Annotated in this window: 23 protein-coding genes; 9 read left to right on the top strand and 14 right to left on the bottom strand. The window is 47.4% G+C overall.

Going from position 1 to position 23,709, the window contains the following annotated elements:
- Nucleotides 1-103: 103 nt before the first annotated feature.
- Both lptB and radA read left to right on the top strand, forming a co-directional pair.
- Complete coding sequence (gene lptB / locus J3491_RS03650) at nt 104-814, top strand: LPS export ABC transporter ATP-binding protein (RefSeq protein ID WP_243456105.1); 711 nt, start codon at nt 104-106, stop codon at nt 812-814.
- Between the two features lie 94 nt (nt 815-908).
- Nucleotides 909-2,348, top strand: a complete 1,440-nt coding sequence (gene radA, locus J3491_RS03655) for a DNA repair protein RadA (RefSeq protein ID WP_207969253.1) — start codon at nt 909-911, stop codon at nt 2,346-2,348.
- Nucleotides 2,349-2,459: 111 nt separating this feature from the next.
- Here the strand turns inward: radA and J3491_RS03660 are convergent, their stop codons facing one another.
- Both J3491_RS03660 and rodA read right to left on the bottom strand, forming a co-directional pair.
- Complete coding sequence (locus J3491_RS03660) at nt 2,460-3,074, bottom strand: septal ring lytic transglycosylase RlpA family protein (protein WP_075100948.1); 615 nt, start codon at nt 3,072-3,074, stop codon at nt 2,460-2,462.
- Between the two features lie 611 nt (nt 3,075-3,685).
- On the bottom strand, nt 3,686-4,828 hold the full coding sequence (rodA, locus tag J3491_RS03665; RefSeq protein WP_207969254.1) for a rod shape-determining protein RodA: 1,143 nt from the start codon (nt 4,826-4,828) through the stop codon (nt 3,686-3,688).
- Nucleotides 4,829-5,128: 300 nt separating this feature from the next.
- Here rodA and J3491_RS03670 point away from each other — a divergent pair, with 300 nt between their 5' ends.
- Together J3491_RS03670 and J3491_RS03675 are read left to right on the top strand one after the other, a co-directional pair.
- A complete protein-coding gene (locus tag J3491_RS03670) occupies nt 5,129-6,031 on the top strand; it encodes a D-Ala-D-Ala carboxypeptidase family metallohydrolase (protein ID WP_243456089.1) in 903 nt (300 codons plus the stop codon).
- 187 nt (nt 6,032-6,218) lie between these two features.
- Nucleotides 6,219-6,806 carry a hypothetical protein gene (locus J3491_RS03675; protein WP_207969256.1) on the top strand — a complete coding sequence of 196 codons (588 nt, stop codon included), beginning with the start codon at nt 6,219-6,221 and terminating at the stop codon, nt 6,804-6,806.
- A gap of 114 nt (nt 6,807-6,920) precedes the next feature.
- Here the strand turns inward: J3491_RS03675 and J3491_RS03680 are convergent, their stop codons facing one another.
- The 3 genes from J3491_RS03680 to J3491_RS03690 form a co-directional block, all read right to left on the bottom strand.
- Nucleotides 6,921-8,447 carry a M16 family metallopeptidase gene (locus J3491_RS03680; protein ID WP_243456091.1) on the bottom strand — a complete coding sequence of 509 codons (1,527 nt, stop codon included), beginning with the start codon at nt 8,445-8,447 and terminating at the stop codon, nt 6,921-6,923.
- Between the two features lie 47 nt (nt 8,448-8,494).
- Entirely contained in the window at nt 8,495-10,057 is a 1,563-nt protein-coding gene (locus J3491_RS03685; protein ID WP_207969258.1) for a M16 family metallopeptidase, read from the bottom strand.
- Nucleotides 10,058-10,145: 88 nt separating this feature from the next.
- Nucleotides 10,146-10,307 carry a hypothetical protein gene (locus J3491_RS03690; protein ID WP_172953096.1) on the bottom strand — a complete coding sequence of 54 codons (162 nt, stop codon included), beginning with the start codon at nt 10,305-10,307 and terminating at the stop codon, nt 10,146-10,148.
- 716 nt (nt 10,308-11,023) lie between these two features.
- On the opposite strand from J3491_RS03690, the gene ftsY reads away from it, so the two are divergent.
- Together ftsY and J3491_RS03700 are read left to right on the top strand one after the other, a co-directional pair.
- Nucleotides 11,024-12,073, top strand: a complete 1,050-nt coding sequence (gene ftsY, locus J3491_RS03695; protein ID WP_424108343.1) for a signal recognition particle-docking protein FtsY — start codon at nt 11,024-11,026, stop codon at nt 12,071-12,073.
- A gap of 83 nt (nt 12,074-12,156) precedes the next feature.
- Entirely contained in the window at nt 12,157-12,729 is a 573-nt protein-coding gene (locus J3491_RS03700; RefSeq protein ID WP_207969259.1) for a methylated-DNA--[protein]-cysteine S-methyltransferase, read from the top strand.
- An 85-nt stretch (nt 12,730-12,814) separates the two neighbouring features.
- Here the strand turns inward: J3491_RS03700 and J3491_RS03705 are convergent, their stop codons facing one another.
- Nucleotides 12,815-13,564 carry a YebC/PmpR family DNA-binding transcriptional regulator gene (locus J3491_RS03705; protein ID WP_075100940.1) on the bottom strand — a complete coding sequence of 250 codons (750 nt, stop codon included), beginning with the start codon at nt 13,562-13,564 and terminating at the stop codon, nt 12,815-12,817.
- 333 nt (nt 13,565-13,897) lie between these two features.
- On the opposite strand from J3491_RS03705, the gene J3491_RS03710 reads away from it, so the two are divergent.
- The gene (locus J3491_RS03710; protein WP_075100939.1) at nt 13,898-14,728 is read left to right on the top strand and encodes an ion transporter; all 831 of its coding nucleotides are present in this window, start codon (nt 13,898-13,900) and stop codon (nt 14,726-14,728) included.
- A 28-nt stretch (nt 14,729-14,756) separates the two neighbouring features.
- On the opposite strand, the gene J3491_RS03715 is transcribed toward J3491_RS03710, so the two are convergent.
- Both J3491_RS03715 and aroQ read right to left on the bottom strand, forming a co-directional pair.
- Nucleotides 14,757-16,058, bottom strand: a complete 1,302-nt coding sequence (locus J3491_RS03715; RefSeq protein ID WP_207969260.1) for an ABC1 kinase family protein — start codon at nt 16,056-16,058, stop codon at nt 14,757-14,759.
- Nucleotides 16,059-16,198: 140 nt separating this feature from the next.
- Nucleotides 16,199-16,726 (bottom strand): type II 3-dehydroquinate dehydratase, encoded by a 528-nt coding sequence (aroQ, locus tag J3491_RS03720; RefSeq protein ID WP_207969261.1) that lies wholly within the window; start codon nt 16,724-16,726, stop codon nt 16,199-16,201.
- A 339-nt stretch (nt 16,727-17,065) separates the two neighbouring features.
- On the opposite strand from aroQ, the gene J3491_RS03725 reads away from it, so the two are divergent.
- Both J3491_RS03725 and J3491_RS03730 read left to right on the top strand, forming a co-directional pair.
- Nucleotides 17,066-17,281 carry a cold-shock protein gene (locus J3491_RS03725; protein WP_075100936.1) on the top strand — a complete coding sequence of 72 codons (216 nt, stop codon included), beginning with the start codon at nt 17,066-17,068 and terminating at the stop codon, nt 17,279-17,281.
- 264 nt (nt 17,282-17,545) lie between these two features.
- Nucleotides 17,546-18,700, top strand: a complete 1,155-nt coding sequence (locus tag J3491_RS03730) for a DEAD/DEAH box helicase (RefSeq protein ID WP_207969262.1) — start codon at nt 17,546-17,548, stop codon at nt 18,698-18,700.
- A gap of 232 nt (nt 18,701-18,932) precedes the next feature.
- Here J3491_RS03730 and J3491_RS03735 read toward each other — a convergent pair whose 3' ends face one another.
- The 6 genes from J3491_RS03735 to J3491_RS03760 all read right to left on the bottom strand — a co-directional run bounded on the left by J3491_RS03735 (nt 18,933) and on the right by J3491_RS03760 (nt 23,597).
- Entirely contained in the window at nt 18,933-19,811 is an 879-nt protein-coding gene (locus J3491_RS03735; protein ID WP_192992919.1) for a sulfite exporter TauE/SafE family protein, read from the bottom strand.
- Between the two features lie 112 nt (nt 19,812-19,923).
- Nucleotides 19,924-20,169, bottom strand: coding sequence for a cbb3-type cytochrome oxidase assembly protein CcoS (gene ccoS, locus J3491_RS03740; protein ID WP_100749694.1), 246 nt, complete (start codon nt 20,167-20,169; stop codon nt 19,924-19,926).
- A 228-nt stretch (nt 20,170-20,397) separates the two neighbouring features.
- A complete protein-coding gene (locus J3491_RS03745; protein WP_207969263.1) occupies nt 20,398-21,210 on the bottom strand; it encodes a YdcF family protein in 813 nt (270 codons plus the stop codon).
- The gene (murB, locus tag J3491_RS03750; RefSeq protein ID WP_207969264.1) at nt 21,200-22,339 is read right to left on the bottom strand and encodes a UDP-N-acetylmuramate dehydrogenase; all 1,140 of its coding nucleotides are present in this window, start codon (nt 22,337-22,339) and stop codon (nt 21,200-21,202) included. Before murB ends, J3491_RS03745 begins: the two co-directional genes overlap by 11 nt.
- Nucleotides 22,340-22,448: 109 nt before the next feature.
- The gene (locus tag J3491_RS03755; RefSeq protein WP_207969265.1) at nt 22,449-22,946 is read right to left on the bottom strand and encodes a low molecular weight protein-tyrosine-phosphatase; all 498 of its coding nucleotides are present in this window, start codon (nt 22,944-22,946) and stop codon (nt 22,449-22,451) included.
- Nucleotides 22,947-23,153: 207 nt separating this feature from the next.
- Nucleotides 23,154-23,597 carry an RNA-binding S4 domain-containing protein gene (locus J3491_RS03760; RefSeq protein WP_075100930.1) on the bottom strand — a complete coding sequence of 148 codons (444 nt, stop codon included), beginning with the start codon at nt 23,595-23,597 and terminating at the stop codon, nt 23,154-23,156.
- Nucleotides 23,598-23,709: the final 112 nt, after the last annotated feature.

The following is a 23,709-nucleotide window of genomic DNA, read 5'->3' on the forward strand; positions in this document are numbered from 1 at the left end:
GTCGTGCCTGAATTTTGCAAAACATGAGTAAGTTATGAGTGATAATCAAAGTATTGACCCTGTAGTCGCCCAGCAAGCCTCGGTCTCAAGCACCCGACTGTCTATGCAAAACTTGGGTAAGCGCTATGGAAAGCGCTGGGTAGTCAAGGACGTCTCGTTTTCTGTCGAACAAGGACAAGTGGTGGGACTGCTAGGCCCGAACGGTGCTGGCAAAACCACCAGTTTTTATATGGTAGTCGGGCTGGTCAATATGGACAAAGGCCGCGTGACACTCGGTAAGATGGATCTGTCCAAATACGCCATGCATGAGCGTGCGCGGGCAGGTATTGGGTATCTACCGCAAGAGGCTTCAATATTTCGTAAGCTCTCTATCGAAGACAATATTTTGGCGATCTTACAGACGCGGACAGAACTAAGTGCCGCTCAGCAGCGCCAAGAGCTTGAAAAACTCATTGGTGAGTTCCATTTAGAGCATGTGCGCAAATCTTTGGGCATGAGCGTCTCTGGTGGTGAGCGCCGCCGCTGTGAGATTGCCCGTGCTCTTGCGGCTGACCCGAAGTTTATTTTGTTAGATGAGCCGTTTGCTGGGGTAGATCCTATCTCTGTCGGCGATATCAAAGATGTGATTTTGACCCTAAAAAATCGCGGTATCGGCGTCCTGATTACTGACCATAATGTGCGAGACACACTGGCCATCTGCGAAAAAGCCTATATCGTCTCCGAAGGTGCCATTATCGCTGAAGGTACCTCTTGTGAAGTGCTAGAAAATGAGTTGGTGAAATCAGTATACTTGGGTAAAGACTTTCAAGTATAAACCAACCATCTTTCATACTTTTTTACCATGATGGGGGCTAGGTACTCAGGTTATTGGTATTATCAATCAAACACCTAAAAAAGGCTCATAAATTATGGCAAAAAATAAGAGCAGTTATGTTTGTCAAAGCTGCGGTGCGCATTTTGGTAAATGGGCAGGGCAGTGTAGCGATTGTAGTGAATGGAATACTCTGGTCGAAGCCCCAAATGTCAGCATGCCGCATCATAACAAAAGCGCGGCAAAATCTACGGCCAGCCGTGGCACTCCTCGTACGGCCAGTACTGCCGCGACCGGCAATTACTCAGGGACGCATAGTGCGGTGATGCCACTCAATGCGGTGAGCGTCACACTGGATACACGCTTGCCGACAGGTATCAGCGAGTTCGATCGCGTACTAGGTGGCGGCTTGGTCGCAGGCTCAGTGGTGCTGATCGGTGGTGATCCTGGTATCGGCAAGTCAACCATTCTTTTGCAGACAGCGACCAATATGGCGCGCGCCGACTCGTTGGCGGGTAGTGCGCTGTACGTGACGGGCGAAGAATCATTGGCTCAGGTCGCTATGCGTGCCAAACGCTTAGAGCTGCCAGCCGATAGATTGCGAGTATTGGCGGAGACCAATGTAGAGACCATCTGTGCTGCATTGACCCAAGAGCAGCCGGCGATTGCGATTATTGACTCTATTCAGACCATCTATACCGACGCCATTAGCTCGGCACCGGGCGGCGTCAGTCAGATTCGAGAGTCAGCCGCGATGTTGACCCGTTATGCCAAACAGACAGGTACCGCGTTATTCTTGGTCGGTCATGTGACCAAAGAGGGTACTCTTGCGGGCCCGCGCGTACTTGAGCACATGGTCGATACGGTACTGTACTTTGAGGGGCAGTCAGACTCTCGTTTTCGAATGATTCGCGCAGTCAAAAACCGTTTTGGCGCAGTCAACGAGCTGGGTATCTTTGGTATGACGGATTTAGGTCTCAAAGAAGTGGCGAACCCTTCAGCGATTTTTTTGAGCCGTTACGACAAGCCGGTTGCAGGCTCAGTGGTGATGGTCAGCCGCGAAGGCACAAGACCGCTATTGGTTGAGGTGCAGGCATTGGTGGACGACTCACAAGGATCGCCTAGGCGCATGGCATTGGGGTTAGATTTTCAGCGTTTATCGATGCTGCTGGCAGTGATGCATCGTCATGGCGGCATCCATACCAGCGGTCAAGACGTTTATGTCAACGTCGTCGGCGGGGTCAAAGTGATAGAAACAGGCTCTGATCTGGCGGTATTACTTGCGTGCGCGTCAAGTATCAAAGAGCGCGCTTTGCCGTCTTCGCTAGCGGTGTTTGGTGAGGTGGGTCTTTCAGGTGAAATCCGTCCCGTACCCAATGGCCAAGAACGGCTCAAAGAAGCCATGAAGCATGGCTTTAAGCATGCCATTATTCCTAAGGCCAATGCGCCTGCAAAAGGTGCGGCGCAGTTTAAAGGAATTAACGTCATCGCGGTGGAGCGTCTAGATGATGCCATCGAAAGTGCTTTTGAGTTATGAGGGGAGTTTTTCTCGAGCAGGCGCTATGAGTGACCTTTAAAATAAAAAAAGCACCTAACTTATTCAAGTTGGGTGCTTTTTTAGTGCTATGTACTAAATATCAAACCAGTATTAGGGTCCTGCAACGCGCTCGATTGATACGTTACCGACACCTTTATTGGTAATGCCTAAACGCTTAGCAGCGCCATAAGATAAATCTAATACTCGATTGCCATGGAATGGGCCACGGTCGTTCACCTTAACCACGACACTTTTGCCATTGGTTTTATTGGTTACTTTGACATAGCAGTTCAAAGGTAGAGAACGGTGAGCAGCAGTCAAACCATTCATGTCAAAAGTTTCGCCGCTGGCTGTTTTGCGGCCATGAAACTTACGACCATACCAAGAGGCAAGCCCTGTTTGTTTAAATTTGCTCACAGAGTTAGAAGCCACGGCAGTGAGACGCTCTAATACATCTTCGTCGTTGCTGACTTCTGTGGTATCACTGGCCAGTAATGAGCTGCTTAGTGCCAACGATGTTGGCTTGCGTGCTGACTTAACCAAGCTTGATGCGCCGTCATGCTGACGGCTAAGCTCACTTAAGACGCGATCGATATGGGCGGCGTTGTCTTGCGAAATCATGGCAAGATTGGTTTTTGCTTCAGCAGCGTTTGCATGAGTCGCCGCTGCAGAGCCAGCGAACAAAACAGCTGACACAGTCAGTAAACCAGATAAACGCTTATTCATAGATACCTCGATAACTTATACATCAAAACCTAACTCTATTATTCTGAGGTTTAGATGGAGCGCTACAACGTTGGACCAATCCAGCGGTATCGAGCACTCCAAAGCCTTCTCATCACGATATATATTGATGACAACCAAAGGCTTTCTAGGTATTGATATACGTTAATTTTATGTCATTATCATAAGTGGTTTTTAGACCTAACTACTTATGAAACGCTCAAAGGATGGTTAACGATACATACTTGATTTAAACGATAACGATCTTAGGAGAAAAGACGATGCCAAATATATAAGGCACATTGCTAACTTAATCAAGGGTTTGAGAAGTGTTAAGTGTAACTTTGTTATTAAACCGTTAATTAAGTAGTGTCTTTGCAAGCCTGCAATCTACAAGTCGCTAACTATACGGCTGAGCTACAACCAAAATATAATTGAATGCAAAGTTTTTTAGCACCTATGTACGGGTTATGTATCATAGGGCAATAAAAAGAGGGTAACGCAATTATTTGTAAAAAACAAGGATTAATATCTATCCGTACCAACCAACTATGGGTTGGTACTAGAGGATAATTGAGGAGAAATGTTGGATTATGCGATAGGTGAACGTAGTCTTAGCTTGGTCTGTGCGTATGAATAGACATCAGTAGGCCAAAGCCTGCCATCAAGGTGACAATGGCTGTACCGCCATAACTGATGAATGGCAACGGCACCCCAACCACGGGTAATAAGCCGCCAACCATGCCAACGTTGACGAATATATACACAAAAAACGACATGGCGATGGCGCCAGCCAGCAGCCGGCTATAGATATCAGGATGCGTGAAGGCAATATATAACGCCCGTGACAGCAGGCAGCAGTAAATAAACATTAGCAGTAATACACCAAGCAAGCCAAACTCTTCTGAGAATGCAGCAATGATAAAGTCTGTATGACCTTCTGGTAAAAAATGCAGATGTGACTGCGTGCCTTCAAGGTAGCCTTTACCAGTGAGTCCGCCTGAACCGATAGCGGTTTTGGACTGTATGATGTTCCAACCAGCGCCTTGGACATCTGCCTCTGGGTTTAGCAGCGTCATGACACGCGTCCGCTGATAATCGTGCAATAAAAAATTCCATGCAATGGCCACAAAAGGTACGGCAAGAATGGCAGCCGCGGAAATCAGCCGCCAAGACAGACCAGCTAAAAACAACACAAAAATCCCACTGGCCGCGACCAATAACGATGTGCCTAGGTCTGGCTCTTTTGCGATCAACAACACCGGAACCATAATCAAGGCTAAGGTAATGATAATGCTTGCAAAAGAGGGCGGCAGGTCACGCTTGGACAAAAACCAAGCACACATCATCGGCATCCCAAGCTTCATAAACTCTGAGGGCTGCACGCTACCGAACCCTGGAAGGTTAATCCAGCGCTGAGCACCCATCCGAACTTCACCAATGATATCAACCAACACCAATAAGATAAGCCCTAAGACATAAAAGATGGGCGTAAAGGTTCGATAAACGCTAGGAGGGATCTGCGCCATGGTAAACATCACAGCAAACGCCACACCATAACTGACCACTTGACGGATGACCATGTCCACGTCCTGACCGGCGGCGCTGTACAAAATCGTCAAGCCAATACAGCAGACCGTCAATAACAAGAGGGTCAGCCAGGGGTCGATATGAATACGTTGCCACAGCGTCGGTGCATGACCTTGGCCTAAATGATGGCTCTGACGTGAAAAACGGTATTGCGGGTTAGAAGACATAGGCAAGTGGGGCTGACAATTGGTATAAAAAATGGGGGAGCCAAAAATAAGACATCAAACCTAACGATGTTGTCTTAGTATCGATAGCCTACCGTATATAAGGTAACACATAAGCAATAAAGTCACGTAATTATAAAACTATTAAGCATAAGTGTTATTTGTAAATTTTTGACCTCTATTTAGAAGCGATAGTTTAGCCTGCTTGTTGAAAATTTGATAGTATCGATAAAACGTTTTTAGCGGCAGTTTCTTGCGATGACTCATACAAAAAAATCTCTCTATAGGCAAATTTATCAGCCTATGCTGGCTCTCATGCTAGGTGCCAGCAGTATCACTACTCATGCCGTTATTATAAGTGACGATAGTGAGCGCCGTATTCAAGTCAGACACGGTAGCAGCACGGCAAATGCTTATGTTAACAACAGTGACTCTAATCATAGTCCGGGCGTGACCATGCTCAGCGGCGCGAATGCCGTATCGGGCGACAGTATGCAAAGCTTGATTGCTCAAAAACAGCGTGATTTTGAGTCGAGCTTGTCCATACAAGAAAACAAGCGTGTCAATATCAAGCAGCGTCCACCTAGCTATACGTCCCCCAACAATCGCTATAACACCGCGCGCAATACTTACAATAATGCCTATCGTGATTTTTCTAGTATGGATTTTCATGCATGGCTCAATAGCAACAGCTACCGCGCCCGTCAAGTGGCTGATTATCAGCGTTATCTCAGCGCTCGCGTTGGCGCTCAAAACGTACCGCCTTTGTCGCAGCTACTCACCACAGCACGCAGCTGGAGCAAGTGTGGCTATGAGCCCTACCAGTTGCCACCGCAAGAGCTGTGGGCAAATATCGTACCGACGTTGCGATTATATAGCGAGCTCAAGCATCAAGGTGTATTGCCTGCCACCAGTGAAATACGGTCGGTATATCGCAGCCCTGGGCTCAATGAGTGTGCCGGCGGTGCTGCGAGTAGTAAACACATGAATGCAAGTGCCATAGATATTTGGGTGCCAGAATACCAAGACGATCTGTGGCGACTGAGCACCATGCAAGATGGCCTGTGTCAGTTTTGGCACTATCAAGGAGAAGCGCACAACTTTGGGTTAGGGCTATATGCCACAGGGGCGATTCACCTAGATACCGACGGCTACCGAAAATGGGGCTTTAATCATGCCAGTAGTAGCTCATCATGTCGCTATTAGCTCAAGAAAAACGACCGTTTTACCTAAGGGAGCACAGAGCCTAATAAATTTCGGCCAAAGCCGTTATAATAGTGCTGATACAATAGCGATAAGTGGCGCATGCTTGATTGATTGATCATGCCATATTATTGGGTAAATATTGTTGGGTAAATAAGGTAACAACAGGCGTTTATGACAAGCGGGATTTATGAAAAAGCGGTATATAACCACAGTGGCAACTGCCATGATTGATAAATCGAAGACAGGGTTTTGGCAGTCAAGTAATATACATTTAACGTTTTTTGGTGTCAGTTTTTTATTGCTTTTGGCCGTCAGTGCTTGTAGCTCAGAGAGCTTCTCTGAAAACGGCGCGGCAGGGGCAGACAAAGCAGTCATGAATGACAATAAAGCCAAAGCTGAGCAAAATGCCCAAGAGATTAAAGACAATATTAGAAACTCTTATGCCAGATTGGCCTCTGGTCGCTCTGATGTCTGCCCAAAGCTTATCCAAGAAAAGGTAGGCAGTCCGGTAGTCGAGCGTACCGCTGAAGTCATGGTCGATGATTACTGCGATTATTTTTTGTATGCAAGAGAGGGGAAAGTGATTGCTGTGCAAACAGACAATCGTCAGCTAGAAGCTTTGCTTATCGTCCCAACGCTGCATAATTTTGCCAACGGTGATTATCAGGTCGGCTCTTATGATAAGCATGTGATTCGCTTAAGCTACAATGGCGCGACGTATAAACCTGAAAATCTGGTTTATGATGTTGCCGTTACTGTCTCTGATGTACATTAATAGCGCTCAATCATAGAATCTAAGTCATAAAACATGAAATAAAAAATGGACGATACCACATGGCATCGTCCATTTTTTACGGCGGTTTGTTTTATCACCGAGAGGTATTTGGCGCTATTTTTTAGCCTGCTTGTCTTGCCAAGGATCTACCTGCCCGACAGTGACAATCAAAAAATCATCAGGCTGCAATGTATCGCGTAGGGTTTGATTGACGCCAGCGAGCTGTACTTGATCGATACGATTGACATAATCGTCTAGGTAGCTGTTTGGTAGTTGATAAAAGTTCATCATACCCAGTAAACCATTGATGCCTGCATTGCTGGCAAAGCCCATCGGAAAGCTGTTTTTTAGGCTGTCTTTGGTCAGACGTATCTCATCATGGGTAAGACCATTATCCAAAGTCTCTTGAATAACCGCTAGGCTTGAATCAATGGCTGCACGCGCTTTGTCATTGCGGGTCGAAAACCCAATCTGATACGGGCCGCGTGTTAGCATCGGATTCATAGCGCCTGAGATACCATAGGTGTAGCCAAGGTTTTGTCTGATTTCAGTCATCAGGCGAGCGTTAAAATCACCGCCTGCCAATATGTCATTACCGATGGCAAAGTTGGTTTGCTGCTGCTGCTCTTTTGGGTTGGTCGCGCGTTTGCTACCCAGTTGCCCCATTAGCACCGTGGTTTGTGTGCTGGGAAAGGGTATATGAATATGCTTGGCTTGGGTGAGGGGCTTTGGCTCGGCAAGCTCAGGCGCAGGCTGACCGGAGGGCAGTGTGGTGGTAATGTCCTCAGCCAGTTTTTTTGCTTGCGCCAAGGTGAGGTTACCCGTGATAGCAAGAGAGGCATTGGCCGCGACCAGATAGCGGTTTTTAAAATCGATAAGCTGCTGTTTGTCTATGTTTGGTACGGTCTCAAGGGTGCCAACTGAAGGGTGCGCATAAGGATGATCGCCGTATAGTGCTTGACTAAACGCAATGCTCGCCAGGCTGCTTGGGTCTTGTTTTTGCTGTTGTAAGCCGACCAGCAAGCGTGCTTTGTTTCGTGCCAATACTTCATCATTGAAAGCAGGCTCGGTGAGCATCTGCGTCATCAAGTCGGCAGCTGGCAATAAGTGCACATCATCCGATAAGCTGCGTAGCGAAACAATAAACATATCTTTGTAGGCGCGGCTACTCAGATTGATGCCTAAGGTCTCAACGGCTCGTGTAAACGCCGTTTCATCTAAGTGCTTGGCGCCTTGTGTCAGCATGGTGGCGGTCATATTGGCAATGCCAAAACCTTCTTTGCGTATGCTAATATCGCGGGCGCTACCGGCGTTAAAGCGTAGATCGATATCGACGATGGGCAGCGCGGTTGTTTGGACAAAGCGCACGGGCACACCAGCGCTGGTCGTAAATTGCTCAATCGCTGGGACAGTGACGGTTAAAGGCGCCGCCTTATCCAAACTGCTGAGCTTAGATAAGGCGGCAATAGGCGCGCTGGTATCGACGATTGCAGTGCTGCGGTTTTCTTCTGTGGCTGTAGACTCTGCTTGCGCTGGCATGACCAGTGTGGTCAGGCTCAATAATACCCCGCTGCTAAGCTGTGACAGTTTATAGCTGAAGGGTCTTTTGATTACTTGCAATAAATCACTAGTATGGCTCATGGTTTTCTTCTTATTCATCATGTATTTGGCAGGCGACTGATTGAGGCTTATTTATCTGTAGCGTCTTGTTGTCCAAGCTTTTCTTGCACGGACCCTTCTCGCTCAGTCTCTTTGGGCGGTATGATATGCATCGCAGTCAAGTTGTTTTTTACCAGATACTTTTTGCTCGCCGCCTGAATGTCTTGTACTGTGATGTTGTCAAGCTTGCTTGGTAGCTCGGCCAGTAGCCGATCGTCGAGCCCGATAGATTGTAGTGAGCCAATCATACGTGCTTGACCCTCCATGCTATCTTGCGCGTAGATAAGGCCTGTGACGGTGTTGGTCTTAGCGCGACTGATTTCATCGGTGGCGATGGGGTCGGTTTTTAGTTTTTCTATCTCATCGATAATGGCTTGCTGAGCTTGTGCTAAGCTGACGCCTTCGCGCGGTGTTGCCTGAATCAAAAACAACCCGTCACCGCGATCTAACAGATCATAGGACGTGCCGACTGTGGTCAGTAGACCCTGCTCACGTATCAAGCGGCTCTCTAGACGGGCAGAGAGGCCACCATCTAGGACGTCCTGAGCGAGCGAGAGCGCATAGGCTTGTTTTTCATCGTTTTTATCTACAGTCACAAGGCTTGGGACGTTATAACCCATCAGCAAGACGGGTACTTGTACGGCTTGCTCAGAGTCGACTTTTTGGTAGCCGCGAAAGCCTGGTTGTCTGACAGCTGGGCGTTTGGGTAGATGACTTGGCGTTAGCTGCCCAAAGTAGCGCTGCACCTGCGTCAATACATCTTTTGGCTGTACATCGCCGACGATGACTAACGTGGCGTTGTTTGGTGCATACCATGTTTTGTACCAGTCTTTTAAATCAGGCAACGTGATAGACGCCAGCTCATCCATGGGGCCGATGACCGACTCGCCCTTTGGACTATCAGGCAGCGCAAGCAAACGAAATGATTCGTAAGCTTTGGCAAGCGGGTTGTCATCAGTACGCTGACGGCGCTCCTCCATCACCACCTGATGCTCTTTGGCAAACTCATCTGCATTGAATATAAGGTTTTTCATACGGTCAGCTTCTAGCTCAAGCGCTAGCGGAAAACGGTTGGCTGGGAACAGCTCGTAATAACCGGTGTAGTCGTAGCTGGTAAAGGCATTATTGACCCCGCCAAACTTGGCAATCAAGCGCTCAAAGTCATCGCTTGATACATCGCTTGTGCCTTTAAACATCATATGCTCAAGCAGGTGCGAGATGCCCCCTTTATCGACCGGCTCGTCTGCCGAGCCAACGCGATACCAAACCTGTGTCATCACGACAGGAGCGCGGTGGTCTTCTTTAATCACCACTTTTAAACCGTTTTTTAACTGGTACTCATGGCGGCCTGACATGTCCATACTCAAGGCCGATGCACTCTGAGAACGACTAGCGTGTTGGGCGCTGTTATCGGTCTTTTGGCCTGCTTGGCTTTGCGTTTCGCTAAGCGGTGTCGCCGCTGATGAAGGTGGGCTGATAGCACTGGTTTGGCAAGCACTTAGGGTTGTTGCCAACGCTAGCGCACACGCGATGCGTAATGATAGAGCAGATAAAGGCGCAGAGGGTACAGACGATAAAAAGGGCAGTGACATGGTAGCTTCTACTTATATAAAATGGCAGCAAATAAACAGACAAAAAACAATCAATCAGACGTATGATTCATGGCGAAAAAGCACGCAGTTAGATAGACTTGTGCGCCCCAACCATGACGCTGGCAGTCGGCTTGATTTCTTGAGTCGTGCTACACCCAGTCATCGAGAAGGCGATGCTCGTCAATAATAATGCCGAACCGATGCTGGTGATTTTTTTGCTCAAGCGTTTATGATAAGAATGTAGTGACATAATTGTTTCCAAAAATAATGATGAAAGATGACTGTGTTTGGATAAGGCAATCTTTAAATAAGACTCTGTAGAGTAGGCGAAGTCTGGGAGATATAAGGTCGGATTTTTGTGTCCAAACCTTAAGCCAAACTTACTTGGCATCACGCCTGAATCCTCACACCCAAGGCATTTATCGATTGTCCGATATGGTAGGGCAGAGCGCACTTGTAATTATGCTAAACTAGACCAAAATAATCCGCCACGCTGGGATTCGTCGATAGCGAAAACGGATTACATACCAAACCATTTAAAATAATCAAATTATTGATAGCAACAACTTTTAGGGCAAGCTTATGAACAACCCAAATAATAGCAGTCGTGTGGTCATCAATCTAGATGGCGATCTAGACGATTTAGATGACGATGATATTACCTTACCCAGTCTGCCAGCGCAATCGGTGCCCATTATCGATGAGCCTGAACATCAAGAGGATCCTCACACAGCGCAGAAGGACACAACTGCGATTACAAATGGCTCTGCGGCAGATAGTGCAGATAATGTCGCTTTAGGCGCGCCCATTGTGACGCTTGATGAGCAAGGTGACATCAGTCACACATCGACGACGCATACTGAAACGGATGAGCACGCGGTCGATGATGCTAAAGAGAGTGATAATAACACCAGTGATCACGCCGTATCAGCACCGCCGCAGCCTAAGCCCAGTACTGTTTCCACTATCCCGGCCATGCCATTGCAAGAAAAACTAGGCGATAGCCAAAGTGTTAGTGCGACTCGTACGTCAGCAGCCAGTCAGCCTACATCTGAAGCAGCAGAGGCGGCAGAAGACAAGAAAAAAGGCAGCTGGTTTAACCGTATGAAAACGGGGCTAAGTAAGTCACGTAAAAACCTAGCCGAAGGCATGGTTAGTATTTTGATCGGCGGCAAGGAGATCGATGATGAACTGTTAGAAGAGGTTGAAGATCAACTACTGGTCGCCGATATAGGGGTCAATGCCACCAATCGTATCATCAAAAGTCTCACCGAGCAGACCGACCGTGGTGACTTGATTTATGCCCACTCCCTTTATAAAGCGCTACAAAATGAGCTGGTTGATATCTTAACACCAAAGGTTGCACCGCTGCTTATTGACACCAGCAAAAAACCCTTTGTTATTTTGGTGGTCGGCGTCAACGGTGTCGGAAAAACCACCACCATCGGTAAGCTTGCCAAGCGTCTACAAGGCGAGGGTAAATCTGTCATGCTCGCGGCAGGTGATACCTTCCGCGCGGCAGCCACCGAGCAGCTGCAAATCTGGGGTGAGCGAAACGACATACCAGTCGTGGCACAGGGTCATGGCTCTGACAGTGCGTCGGTGATTTTTGATGCCATGCAATCGGCCAAAGCCAAAAACATCGATGTGTTAATCGCTGATACGGCTGGGCGCTTGCAAAACAAGACTCATTTGATGGCGGAGCTTGAAAAGGTAGTGCGTGTCATGCGAAAAGCTGATCCTAGCGCGCCGCACGAAGGCATGATCGTCCTTGATGCAGGCACCGGACAAAACGCCATCAATCAAGTCGAGCTGTTTAATAAAGTTGTACCATTGACTGGGATCACCGTCACCAAACTAGACGGTACGGCCAAAGGCGGAGTGGTCTTTAATATCGCTGAAACAACGGACGTGCCGATTCGCTATATCGGCGTGGGAGAGTCGATTGATGACTTGCGTGCCTTTAGTCCTAAGCAGTTTGTCGCCGCTTTGTTTGAGACCGATGACAAAGTGTAGCACTGCTAGCATGATTTGGGTGAACAAGCAAAATAGTGATGACCCAAAACGAGTGAGCGTATCAGTAGGAGCAAGGAGGCATCATGATAGTCACTGAAGCGGTATTTGCATCGCATCGAGTCGCATTGATTGCGAATGGGCACGCGCAGGATAGGCCTAGGTTGGTGGAGGTCAACTGGCTACAAGCTGGGGACAGTTGGCACTCTTCAAAGTCCATTGCTAAGCTAAAAAAACATCATGGTCTTTGTGATAAAGACTTTAGCTTTATCGCAAAAAATAGCCTAAGCAAAAATAAGCCAGCTCAAGCGCTACTTATTGACACCATCACGCAGCTAACCGCGTATTTTAGCGGCGCGCGGCAAACCTTTGATTTGCCGCTAGACATGAGTTTGGGCACCGAGTTTCAGCAGCGGGTGTGGCAGGCTTTGCAAGGCATCAATTATGGTGAGGCCATCAGCTATGCTGAGCTAGCAAAGCGAGTGGGCAGCCCAAAAGGCTTTCGCGCGGTTGCCAATGCCAATGGCAAAAACCCTTTTAGTATTATCGTGCCGTGTCATCGCGTGATTGCAAGCGATGGTAAAATTGGCGGTTATACTGGCGGTCTGGACAAAAAAGCGCATTTACTGGCGCTAGAAAGGATAAGTTATAAAGGGTAAGCCATATAAAAAGAGGCCAAACGCTAAATACGTTTGGCCTCTTTTTTATTATTTGTATAGTGAAGGCTATTTTGTATAGTGAAAACTACTGCTCGAGCTGTGCCATGACGTCAGCGGAGAAGCTCACATTACTATAGACTTCTTGGACGTCGTCGATGTCTTCGAGCATGTCGATCATTTTCATGACCTTTTCGGCATCTTCGACGTTATCTATCTCAGCGGTGGTAGAGGGTGACATGGTCACTTCTGCATTGTCAGAGACCAAACCTGCGGCATTGAGCGCGTCTTTGACTTGACCAAAGCTTTCCCACTCGGTAATGACCATCAAGCTCTCGCCATCATTTTCGATATCTAAGGCACCAGCATCCAGCGCCGCCATCATGACCTCGTCCTCTAAGCTTGTATCATTAAAGGTAATCTCGCCGCGCTTGGTAAACAGATAAGCCACTGAGCCTGAGGTACCAAGATTGCCATCGTATTTGGTAAAAGCATGACGGACTTCGCTGACGGTTCGATTGAGGTTGTCGGTCATGGTCTCGACCAATACCGCCACGCCGCCGACGCCATAGCCTTCGTAGCTGACTTCTTCCATGTTTTCGTTATCGCCGCCGCCTGTGCCGCGATCAACAGCGCGATTGATGGTATCGCGGGTCATGTTCACCGATAGACCCTTTTCGATAGCGGCACGTAAGCGAGGGTTTTTATCAGGATCAGGGTCACCTTGTTTGGCGGCTGAGACGATCTCACGAATCACTTTGGTGAATACCTTGCCTCTTACCGCATCCTGACGAGCTTTACGGTGTTTGATGTTTGCCCATTTTGAATGGCCTGCCATATGACATCCTTAAGTTTTGCGTGTTATTGGTTGAGCGAAAAAACGGTGAATAACAACCATTTATTACTACATCATCTGTTTTTATTATATGATTGGTCTGTCTATTCAAGGTAGTAGAACTACTGGCACATGAACGATTTGTATGTCGTTGATAGTGCTTTTTTGTTACACTGTGGCAACTTATAGATTGTATTGATTGCTATAAGTGAGCAATATTATAAACCAGTTTTGTGTCGTTTGACCAACTTGCCCTTATCCTGCGCATTTTAATTCATTGGCAGCCTGTCGCCTTTGGGTTGATAGCGCTACTGACTCTATGATGTTACTGACTCTATGAAGCAACCAACCGCTGAAGCCATTACCCATTTGCGTAACCGCATTCATATTATTATCGAAGGGACTGATACCCGTTTGGGTAAGCTGTTTGATATTGTGTTGTTGATTGCGATTTTGGCGAGTGTGGCGGTGGTCATGCTCGACAGTGTGCTCTATATGCGCTTGCAGTATGGCATATTGTTTTTGTACGCAGAGTGGTTTTTTACCATTTTGTTCACCATTGAGTATGCGCTGAGATTGTTTTCAGCGCCCAATCGTTTGCGCTATGCTTTTAGTTTTTTTGGTATTGTCGATTTATTGTCGGTGTTGCCAAGCTATTTAAGCTTGATGTTTGTCGGCGTCCAGTATCTGCTGGTGATACGTGTGTTGCGTATCTTACGTGTGTTTCGTGTCCTCAAGCTCAAGGCCTATATGCAGCAAGCGGGGTTTTTGGCATCAGCGCTGCGCACCAGCCAACAAAAAATCACTGTGTTTTTCTTATCTTTGGTGCTGTTGGTGACGATTTTCGGCTCGATCATATATGTGGTCGAGGGGCCGGAGAATGGTTTTACCAGTATTCCGCTGTCCATCTATTGGGCGGTTGTCACCATGACCACGGTCGGCTATGGTGATATGTCGCCCAAAACGCCGCTGGGTCAAGCCATTGCGACCATGGTCATGATTACAGGTTACTCTATTATTGCTGTGCCGACAGGGATTTTTACCTCGGAGCTGGCGCGTAATATGCGCCCGCAGCTCAACCCTGTGACCTGTCCAAACTGTGGTAAGTTTGGACATGCAGTCGGTGCCGACTTTTGTGATCGCTGCGGGCATGCGCTGCACATTTAGGGCGGGGAGGAAGTCAAAGCTATATAAATCAAAGCTTTATATAGTCATCGACGAGCGGTGATAAGTCGATAATCACGCCTAGGTTGACCAAGTTCCAATATTGGCCAGATACCGTTCGGTCCAGCATCATGGTCATCGCAGACGGCTGAAATTGGCCAAAATACTTTAAGGAAGTACGCATCTGCGTGATGACTTCATGATGTACTTGACTGTTGCCAAAATCAAAAGCGCCTTTATGATAAGGTGAAATGGATAAAGGTTTTAGCCCGATAGACAGCCACTTTGCATAAAATTCACCCGGGATGTGTTTGTCATCATCGCGGCGGATATCTAGGGCGATTAAGTCTTGCTCAAGGGCTGTAACATCACCTTTGATGGCATGCTGGGCAAAGCGCTTAAACAGCTGCACCTCGCTGTCACTATAGCTACGAATGCCGCCAAAATCATAGGCGATGACGCTACCATTTTCCCGAAAGGCAAAGTTGCCAGGATGTGGGTCGCAGTGCATACGGTATAATTCAAACAGCTGGCCTGCAGTAAAATGAAACAAACGCTTGGCGATTTTTTGCTTGATATCATTATCCCATGTTGCCGCGACACTAAGCGTCTCGCCCATCTCTTCTGTCAGGGTCAAGATTCGCTTGGTCGAGTGGCTGCTGATGACCTTGGGAATAATAATACCCGTATCCTCTGCATGAAACGCCCCAAACACGCGCAGATTGTGCGCTTCTTTAATATAGTCTAGCTCATCGTGCAGGCTTTGGCGTATTTCATGAAACAGCTGCTCTTGCAATTGTTTGCTCATATTGAGTACGCCGGCGATTTTAAGCGCCATACGCACTTGTTTGAGGTCACTGTCGCAGTTTTCATCGACATTGGGGTATTGAACCTTGACGACGACTCTTTGCCCCGATGGCAACACCGCTTTGTGTACTTGCCCGATGGAGGCGGCAGCAAACGGCGTCTCTTCGAATTCACTAAATAATTCTGCTACTGGTGCTTTTAGCTCGCGCTCAATCTGGGCGCGTATCTGAGTATATGGCATCGGCGGCGCGTCTTTTTGGAGTTTTTCTAGCGCCGTTGCCACCTCAGGTGGAAACACGTCTTTATATTGCGAGGCGATTTGTCCCACTTTCATCACCGCACCTTTCATCTCACCCAAGGTCTCAGCGATTTGAATCCCCACATCTTGCATCAGCTCTGAGCGGGCTTGCAGGCGTTTTTCTTCATCGCTTGATAGGTGCTTAAATGAGTTTTTAGCGGCTTTACCGGCGATGCTTGCTGTCATGCCAGCAAGTTTCATAAAGCGTTTTCCGGAGGTTTTTGCCATTCATATCACCTTGTAGTGGATTGTGTGCTCATCTGTTATTTTATTATTTTAATCAAGTGATTGCTGTTTGACTAGTGTGCCTAAGGTAACCTTGTATGACGACTTTTTTAGCGAGCGCGTAAAACGTAGGCATCCTTTAGTCATTGGCTGACCAAATAGGTATGGGTCAACCAGTAGTCAAGGGCCATCTGATACCCTTGCTGTCCCAAACCGCAGATCACACCCGCCGCGATATCGCTTAAGTAAGAGTGCTGGCGAAAAGGTTCGCGCGCATGAATATTGGATAAATGTACCTCGATAAAGGGCTTTTGGGTGGCCAATAGTGCATCACGTAGGGCGACGGAGGTATGGGTGAAGGCGGCAGGGTTGATGATGATCGCATCAACTTGCGCCGCTGGATCGGCAAGCAGTCCGTAGTGCTGGATATCGTCCACGAGTTGGCCTTCGTGGTTGGATTGGATGCATATCAGTTCAACGCCATGCTCGGCGGCGCGAGCGATCAAACGTTCTTCAATCTCTGCTAATGTAGTGTGCCCGTATATTTCAGGCTCACGTTTGCCGAGTAGGTTTAGATTGACGCCGTTGACCAGCAATAATTTATAAGAAAGCGCGCTTGGGCGATTGGCCTCAAAAGAGTGAGTAGCGGCTACAGAAGAGGTGGTGGACATAGTGGTCTCTTTGGTTATTAAATCGGTTAATCATACCAGCTTAGGTCGCGGACGATAAAAAAATTACGGCAAAAATCTCTTTTATTAGCAAAAAGCAAGTTAAAAGTCTTTATGTTGCTAAAAACCCGTGCTATGATATTTTTTATGCAACAATTCTTGCAAGTTTGTTGCTATTACCGTTTGTTACTATCGATGAGACAAGCCTACTCAAAGGCTGAGCTTAAAGATAGTGGTTAGAACAGTACTCTTAAGTTTTTGATTTCACAATCTTAGACCCCGTTTATATGCAATGTTGCAAAGGAAGTTGGGGCTAAGCGGACTTTTTTAGGAAGTAATATTATGTCAGCTCGTGAGCAAGGTATCGTTAAGTGGTTTAATGACTCAAAAGGCTTTGGTTTCATTCAACGTGACAGCGGAGAAGATATTTTTGTCCATTTCCGTGCGATTCAAGGTGATGGCTATCGTTCTTTAAAAGATGGCGAAAAGGTTGAGTTCAGTGTGGTAGAAGGTGAAAAAGGCCTTCAGGCTGAAGAAGTCAGAAAAATGGAAGAGTAATCTATCCAGTCATTACGGCGGTTTCGCTATAATGTCTGTACAAACTACTGATATACTACTGAGTCAAGCCCGTCTGGTCTTACCTATGCTAAAAAATCGGCATGGGTAAGATACGATACCGGGCTTGGCTTTTTTTGTGCTTACGCGATGCGCTGTGTATGGGCTGTTAAATATACGGTCTTATGAAGATAGCGAGTGAGTCATTCATCAGCGATTAGCATCTGATTATTTATAATAAGTTATTTATCTAAAAGGATATTTTTTTTGAGTAATTTTAAGAAATTTACGGATTTACCGTTATCAAATCCGACCCTACGTGCCGTCAGTGATTTGGGTTTTACCGAGCTGACACCCATTCAAGCAAAGATATTGCCGCATACTTTGGCCAATCAAGACGCGATCGGCCAAGCCCAAACAGGGACAGGGAAGACAGCCACGTTTTTATTGACCATTATGGAGGCGCTGTTAAAGCGGCCTTTTACTAGTGACGAAGAGCGTTATTTGGGAGAGCCACGTGCGGTAGTGATGGCACCGACGCGCGAGCTTGCTCAGCAGATATTTGATGACTGTATTGCCTTGACCAAATATACTTCACTGCATAGCGTCTGTATCATGGGCGGCACCAATTACGAAACCCAGCAGCATGAGCTTGAGCGTCAGTACGTGGATATTTTGGTAGCGACGCCAGGGCGTCTGATTGATCTTGCCAATAAAGGCATGGTGTTTTTGGATCGCGTTGAGGTATTGGTGCTCGATGAAGCAGACCGTATGCTGGATATGGGATTTATCCCCGACATCAAGCGGTTGGTCGGGCGCATGCCTGCCAATACTGATCGTCAGAGTCTTCTTTTTTCCGCGACCTTCAACCAAGATGTGATGAACTTGGCGTATCGCTGGCTGCATGAGCCGCAGTTTGTTGAGATCGAGCCTGAGCACAAAACCAGTGAGCTGGTCGATCAGCACTTTTATCTATTGACAGAAGATCAAAAGCTGACGGCCTTGCAGCGCATTATTAGTGATAGCGATGTCGAAAAAGTTATCGTATTTGCCAATCGCAAAGACCAAGTCAAACGTCTGTATCATAAGCTGCGCCAATCTCATAAAGTCGTCATGCTATCGGGCGATGTGATTCAGCAAAAACGCGAGAAGTATTTGCAGCGTTTTAAAGACGGTCATGCTGCTATTTTGGTCGCCACAGACGTCGCAGGTCGCGGGATTCATGTCGATGATATCAGCCATGTGGTCAATTACACCTTGCCTGATCAACCAGATGATTATGTACACCGTATTGGCCGTACTGGCCGTGCTGGGCAGACAGGCATTAGTATTAGCTTTGTCAGCGAAGATGATGCGTTCAATATCCCAGCATTAGAAAAGCATCTGGATACAAAATTTGCGTTAGAGCAGTGGCAGGAGTAGGGCGATATTTGTCGTCTAGGCTCGGGCATGTCCTTATTTCCAACTCATTTAGATGGCTATCGATTGAATTGAGGGCACGCCCTAGCAATTAAGTTGAGGATACGCATTCATACAAAAAGCCCTTAATCTCAGTGGTGAGGTTAAGGGCTTTTGGCTAAAGTGTCTTAGTAAAATACGATGATGTCGAAATCAAGACCAGCCTTAGCTGTTGATACTTTTAAATGTATGATGTCTACGAAGACGGCTCATGGTGTGCATGATGACTCATGGCGTCATCACTCATATCATGCATACTATGGTCGACTGTGCTATCCATCGCTGGCGTCATATCATGATCCATCTGGCTCATATCATGATGACCTGTGCTGTCTGCATCAGACATCATCGCCGAGTGACTACCATGATCCATTTGCCCATGGCCACCGCCGTGTCCACCGTGCATATTTGCCATGACCATAGGGATAGCAACGACAGCCAAGCCAGACAGCACCATGATTGCGCCATTGAGCTGTCTTAGATGAAAGCGGCCAATTTTTTCACGTAACCAGCCGACTGTCTCATGGGTGGCGACCAGCATCGGCACCGTGCCAAGACCAAAGACAAACATCAACGCTGCACCGCCCAAAGGATTGTGAGCGACCACCGCGATGAGTAGGGCGCCATATACCAAACCGCAAGGCAAAAAGCCCCAAAGTAGACCAGCTGTCAATGCACGTGGAAAGGTATTTAGGGGAAAGACCTTTTGGCGTAGCGGGCTGAGATATTGCCAAAAGCGCATACCAAAGCGCTCAAGCTTATTTAAAAAAGGCGCGCCAAGCATGGTCACACCAACAAAGACCAATACTGAGCCCAATAAAATACGTGGCAAGCTATTGCCTTTCATAAGTGGCTCTAACACCGTCGTACCGATAAATCCTGCCAGCAAACCTAACAGTGCATAACTGCTCAGACGACCAAAATGATAAGTAAAGACAAGAGCGCGGCGCTTGGCTGGGCTAATATCTTTCATCGACAGTCCAAAAGCAGTCACCAGTCCGCCGCACATACCCAAGCAATGCGGTGAGCCAAAAAATCCCATTAGTAATGCCGCAACAAGTAACGCTGTGGTCATAGGGTAACTCCTAAAAATAGTAAAAAGTTGGTCTAATGATATGACACGGCTGATCGTCAAATAGCACCATATCAAAGGACTACCAGCCGTGTATGACTAACGCCTTAATTGTTCAAAGTTTATCGCGGTCTTGTGGTTGCACCGATACGCTATCTGAATCATCAGTCTGCTGATGGGTAGTGGCGCGCTCATGAGTCTGCATGGTTTGGCGGCGCTCTTGCCGATCATCTAAAATGATGCGCTGAGAGGCATTGTCTAAATCCTCAAATTGATTGGATTTGACCGCATAACGCACCGCCCAAATGGCAACCACAAACAGCATCAGACTTAATGGAATTAATAAAAATATACTGAGCATGGTAGATCTCTTTTCTAGCAGTTTCTGCTCTTATTATACACTCATTGACCCTACTAGTGGCTGGACAGCAGCCAACTAATAAGCAAGTATGGTCGAATCCAAATAAATCAAATACTCGGAGATTGGTTGCTTAGAGCTTGGAGACATCGCTATCAAGTCATCCAATGAAACGTGATATCGTTTTTATATCGTATTGACTGTAAACGCATGGCCGTAACCATATGAATGCTATTCTTCTTCTATGGTTTGGTTTTCTATGGTTTGTTCTGCTTTGGGCGTTGTCTTGGCCACATTGCCTCTAGGCGTCAGTAGTTGCTGCTCGCTTACATCATTGGCGTGGCGACAATCCATTTGAGGCCTTATCACATCGCGCAAGTAGGCGGCTACTTCATACACTGCACGCCGTGAGTGCGTTAAATTCTGCGCAGGTTTGTGCCAGTCGCGTCTTACCGGCAAAGGGGCGATCAGTGGGGTGCTGTTGATACCATTTAGGGCAAATTGTCTGCGCGCACGCGCCATATGATAGCTATCGGTAATCAGATACACGTGATGCAGCGGGATACGCTTGGCGGTAAAGCGCGCGTTTTCGCAGGTGTTCATGCTGGCATTTTCACTGATCAGACCATCAATACCATGCTCGATGAGCCATTGACCAAGCCAAGGCGCTTCTGCCCCGCTTAACACAATAGGTAAGGGTAAGTCATGATAGGCCGTCGCAGCCGTGCGGGCGCGGTTAAGACTGTAGCTGTTGAGAATGATTTGATTGTTATGATCATTGGTCAAGCCGCCTCCCAACACCACATAAGCGGTCGGCGGTGAGCTCATGGCAGCTGATGGCACGTTTGGTAGCGGTAATAAGGAGAGGATATAGACAACGGCTTGAGAAAACAAAGGGGTAAATAAGCTAATTAGTAGCAAAATGATGGACGTGGTGCCCAATAAAAAAGTGATATTAATAATACGAAGCAGCTTTAGAAAGCGCTCAGCCATGCGCAGATAATGCCGCCATAAGCGTATCGACCATGATGGTTTAGGCCGCATGCTCATCGTACCCAATCGAGCCATCAGCGTTTATCCATACTGGCTCACGTGATAAACGTATGGCAAATTTTTCGTATACCACTTGGGCAATATGGTGCTGCGCGGTGGCCACATCATTTTGCGTCGCCTGATAAGGCTGGTGGTTGGTCAACACAAGGGCTTGCTGCTGATGCGTCATGATGGGTGCAATGCCGCCACCTTTGAGTCCTGCTTGATCGATTAACCAGCCAGCCGCAACTTTTATCATCGCATCTGGCATGGGGTAGCCGACAATGTCAGGATAGGTGGTTTGCAGTGCTGTAAACTGCGCTTGAGGAATAATAGGGTTTTGAAAAAAACTGCCACAGTTGGGTAGCTGCTTTGGGTCGGGCAGTTTTTGTTGGCGAATATCGATGATCGCTTGCATCACATGCGCTGGGGTGAGGTGCTGATACCCTTGCGCATCGGCATAACGCTGCGCTACTGTCTGTACATCGCCATAGTTGACCTTTACTTGGGCTTCATGAAGATGCAAGCGAAAGGCCACCCGGCTGATGAGCCAAGTATTGGGCGTGCGCTTAAAGATGCTGTCGCGATAGCCAAATTGACACTGTGCCGCTGATAGCTGCTGCCATGTTTGAGTAGGCAGATGATAGGCGCGAACATATAACAAATGGTCTTCGAGCTGTACGCCGTAAGCACCGATGTTTTGTACAGGAGCCGCCCCTGTTAGACCAGGAATCAAGGCTAGGTTTTCAAGACCGTACCAGCCTTGATGAACGGTATAAGTCACCAGGTCATGCCAGTTCTCGCCTGCCATGACCTCAATATCGATATAACTGTCTGTTTGCGCGACCACGTTGATACCGCGCATCATGGGCTGCAAGACAACGGCATCTAGCTTGGCAGGCAGTAATACATTACTGCCACCTGAGAGGATTAAGAGAGGGCGCTCTTTAATGGCCGCTGTTTTATCTACCATCAATGCGTCAATCTGCGCTTCGTCATGCAAGGTGATGACTGTATCAGCGCTACAGGCTAAGGCCATGGTGTTATGATGAGACAAATCGACGGCATGACGCAGTAGGGCATCTGCTGGCGAGTGAGTCTGAGTCGCTAAGTGAGCATCTCGCTGTGAAACTAAGGTCATAACGTAGCCTATATGGCAGATAAAGAACAAATAATACGGGGTTTATTTAGTACGGGGTTTATTATAAAGGATACCACTCATAAAAGTAGCAAAAATATGGACCTTATCGCTAGCATGTTTTCCAGCTTTCAATCCAAGCTTGTGCACTTGATTCAATGCGTTTTATGACTTCCTCAAAGTCCTCAGCGTCGCCATGATAAGGATCTGGTACATCATCGCCGCCGTAAGTGGGGTCTTCTTCACTAAACAAAGCCAGCTTGGCTAGAGTGTCTACAGGGTCTGTCAGGCTATCTTTGATGGCTTGCAAATCCGCCAGGTTTTGGCTATCCATGGCCAGTATCAAGTCAAACTGACGAAAGTCGTCAGCGCTGACTTGGCGAGCCACCAGTTTGCTGATGTTATAGCCGTGAGATTTGGCATGGCGCTGCGAGCGTTCATCTGGCGCATGACCGATATGCCAGTCGCCTGTGCCTGCTGAGTCTACCTTTAGGGACAGGCCGGCAATCGCTGCTTGCTGCCGAAAAATCTCTTCGGCCGTGGGCGATCGACAGATATTTCCCAAGCAAACCAATAACACAGAGGATGGGGTACAGGCTTTTATCAGCATACTATGACCTTTTATAACAAAAAAACATGCCATTAAGACCAGCATAGGGGATGCGGCTTATTAGCATGTCAGTGATTAAAATAGTCCCTAGCCTAACGGTTAATACATGAAATGGCAAGGGCGAAGAGCACGGTGACATCTGTGATATTCACAGTACATTTACCAAGAATACCTAAAGTAGGTAGTCCTTGATGTTTCGGGTTTCGATCATGAGTGTTGTTTGTTTTTAAAGCGCTGCAAATCACGACGCTCTTTTTTGTTGGGTTTATTGTCAGGACGGGCAAGGTTGGCAAGCTTACGCTGCTCGGCATAGTATGCTCGGCGTTTTTCGCTCTCCTCGGTCTCTGAATATAGCATCTGTGCTGTCGAGGCATTACCGCGCTGGGCACTTAGCGCCTCGACGATGACGGTTTTTTCGGTCATGGCAGTGGCGGAGCCTTGACGAATCTGCAACTCGTCACCAACGGCAATCTCTTTACTGGTCTTTACGCGGCTGCCAGCATAATGCACACGCCCGCTCTCAATCGCTTCTTTGGCGAGCGTGCGTGTCCGATAAAACCGTGCTGCCCACAGCCATTTATCGATACGCATGCGTGCTATACCTGACTGGCTATGACTTGGTTGATTATGGTTTTTATTGTGTTTACTCATCAAAACCTCATAGATATCAATAAACTATGATCATAAATGGTGCTTTTTTTATAAATTAAAAGAGCAACTTAGCCTGAGGGTGCTATTGATAACGCCCTAATTGGTCACGCTA

Origin of the sequence: Psychrobacter halodurans (genome assembly GCF_017498075.1) — a bacterium.
In the GTDB taxonomy this organism is placed as follows: Bacteria; Pseudomonadota; Gammaproteobacteria; order Pseudomonadales; family Moraxellaceae; genus Psychrobacter; species Psychrobacter celer.